Origin of the sequence: Aliivibrio sp. A6 (assembly GCF_028765505.1) — a bacterium.
GTDB classification, from domain to species: Bacteria; Pseudomonadota; Gammaproteobacteria; order Enterobacterales; family Vibrionaceae; genus Aliivibrio; species Aliivibrio finisterrensis_A.
In genome coordinates, this window is sequence record NZ_JARACR010000072.1 from 1 (window position 1) to 2439 (window position 2439).

The window sequence follows — 2439 nt, forward strand, 5'->3', positions numbered from 1 at the left end:
CACCTAACGCCGCAATAACACGTGCGAAAGACCGACTTCCCAAACCAATTATACTCTAAACCGCGAATGCCGAATGTAATAGCATCGTGTTGATTGCTTTGTTATACGAGCCTTGCTTTCGCTCCAATTAAATTGGTAAAGAACTGATTTACCAATATTTACTGTAAATTGAGTTTAATTAGACTGGCTCAATTAAGCGAGCAAAATATCCAATCAACAACAATAACTGTGAAACGAAACAATCCCTTTTTCTTACACCATTTGTACGGCTTGGTTTCAGACAGCTTGGACCTGATAAACCAAATATCCTAACCACAATTGGGATTAAAAATGCTAAGAGAAAAACACTGCTCCAGGTTAAAATGAGGCATAACCAAAGAACAATTGAAGCGTAAATTAGCCGCTGAAACGCCTGGATTTGGGACAATAATAGTTCAATGCCGAACCTAATAAAACGAACACCAAAAGGTAACAAAGAAAAAGGAAAACCACCCTACTTTCACACCTAAAAAGCTAATGGTTCAATCGCTGGACTGAACCAAAAAACTGCATTCTCAGAGTTCGTATAACGCCGCAATAACACGTTTATTACTACGACGACTTAGCTGAATTTTACCGCCTTAAACACCTAAACCAAAGACAAACCTACAACGCCGAATGTAATAAATCGTGTTGATTGCTTTGTTATATTCACTCTTACGTCTAAGTGAATAACTGGCCGACTGTTTTCATTGGAATGAACATTCTTACTCGACCATTGATTTCACAAAGAACCTCGAAACCATATTTTTCGTAGAATGACTCCGCTTGTTTAGTTAAACAATCAACAACAATGGCATAAGCTCTCATGTGAGAGTTAATTTCCCAAAGGTATTCGAGAGCTTTGATTAAGCTAACTTTACCTAGCCCACTTCCATGAAATTCTTTATGAACCGCAAGTTGAGCTAAAAGGAAAACAGGAATAGGATAACGTGGTAATTTTTTAGCCATCGCTTGTGGCAACGTATCACGGCTAATCGAACTTGGCGCAATACTATAAAATGAACAGATTGGATATTTTTGATTTGGTAATGGCACAGAAGCAGGCAAAACCATTGTGCGACTAATACCTGCTTGCATATGTTTAGTAGCTTGAGTTTGGATAAAATCATTTAACTCCTTTTCACCACAGTCAAATGATGCTCTATCGTGTTGTGATTTATCCAATTCTTTAAAAGTCTTGGAATAACTCACTTAAACTCACCACTTTTAGTAAATGCAGCCGCTTCAAGTAATGCTTTATTCGGAGCTTTAGCCTCGTCACAAGCAATCATGAATTGGTCAAATACATTTGCTTCAACAGTGATGCTTTCATGTTCAGAAATCACCTGAGTTGAATCTTCGTCCATTAAACGAACAACGTATTCAGTTAAGCTTTTTAAACCAAGTAAAGCAGAAGCTTTCTCAGCCTTAGCTTTGATTTCTTCATCCAAACGGATATCAAGTCTTGCAGTAGCCATAAAACCTCCAATCGTACGGAGTAATTCCGTAATTAACCTGAGTATAAGATTTAAACAACCAAAGCGCAACTTGTACGGAGCTAATACGGGTTTAATTTTTAAGCTTTGTGAATATAACGCCTGCATAACACGTTTGCTACTATGCAAACCAAGCTGAATTTTACTGCCTTAATCACCAAAACTAAAGGCAAACTGACAACGCCGAATGTAGCAAATCGTGTTGATGCATTTGTTACACGATCTTTGTCAACGCTTCGCTTTAATTGGTAAAGAACTGATTTACCAATAATATTTAAAAACCAATTCTAAATTACAAAAGCTAATTTAGCGAACAAAAGAACCGTTCAACTACAAAAACTGCGAAACGAAACAATCCTTTTTCTAGCACCATTTGTACGATTTGGTTTCAGCAAGTTTTAAGCTGATAAACCAAATATCTTTACCACAATTGGGATTGATAATGCTGAGAAGAAAACACTGATGCAGACTAAAATGAGGCAAGGCCATGAACAATTGAAGCCTGAATTGGTTTCTGAAATCCATGAACTTTTGGCAATAATGGTCAATTGCCGAACCTGATAAAACGAATATTAAAAGGCAACAAAGAAAAAGGAAACCCACCTTACTTTCACACCTAAAAACTAATGGCTCAATCGCTGAACTGAGCCAAAAAACTGCGATCTTAGAGTTCGTGTAACGCTTGCATAACACGTTTATTACTATGCCAAACAACTTGAATTTTACCGCCTTAATCACAAAAACCAAGGCAAACCCGGAACGCCGAGTGTAATAAATCGTGTTGATGCGATTGTTGTGCGTGCTTACTTTCGGCTTGGCCAACTTGGTAAAGAACTGCTCAGCCAAGATTTTCTAAGCCCTGATTCTAATTTACCGATGCCAATTAAGCGAACAAAATGTTCTTAAATTGCGAGATGAAGTA

Annotated in this window: 2 protein-coding genes; both read right to left on the minus strand. The window is 37.6% G+C overall.

What is annotated here, in order from left to right; all coding sequences use genetic code 11:
* Window positions 1–702: 702 nt before the first annotated feature.
* The gene (locus PVK70_RS18585) at window positions 703–1233 is read right to left on the minus strand and encodes a GNAT family N-acetyltransferase (protein WP_130049428.1); all 531 of its coding nucleotides are present in this window, start codon (window positions 1231–1233) and stop codon (window positions 703–705) included.
* Window positions 1230–1499 (minus strand): type II toxin-antitoxin system TacA family antitoxin, encoded by a 270-nt coding sequence (locus tag PVK70_RS18590; RefSeq protein WP_005423939.1) that lies wholly within the window; start codon window positions 1497–1499, stop codon window positions 1230–1232. Before PVK70_RS18590 ends, PVK70_RS18585 begins: the two co-directional genes overlap by 4 nt.
* Window positions 1500–2439: the final 940 nt, after the last annotated feature.

Coding starts and splice junctions, on each gene's coding strand:
- PVK70_RS18590 (WP_005423939.1), bottom strand. CDS start 1,499: ATGGCTACTGCAAGACTTGATATCCGTTTGGATGAAGAAATCAAAGCT.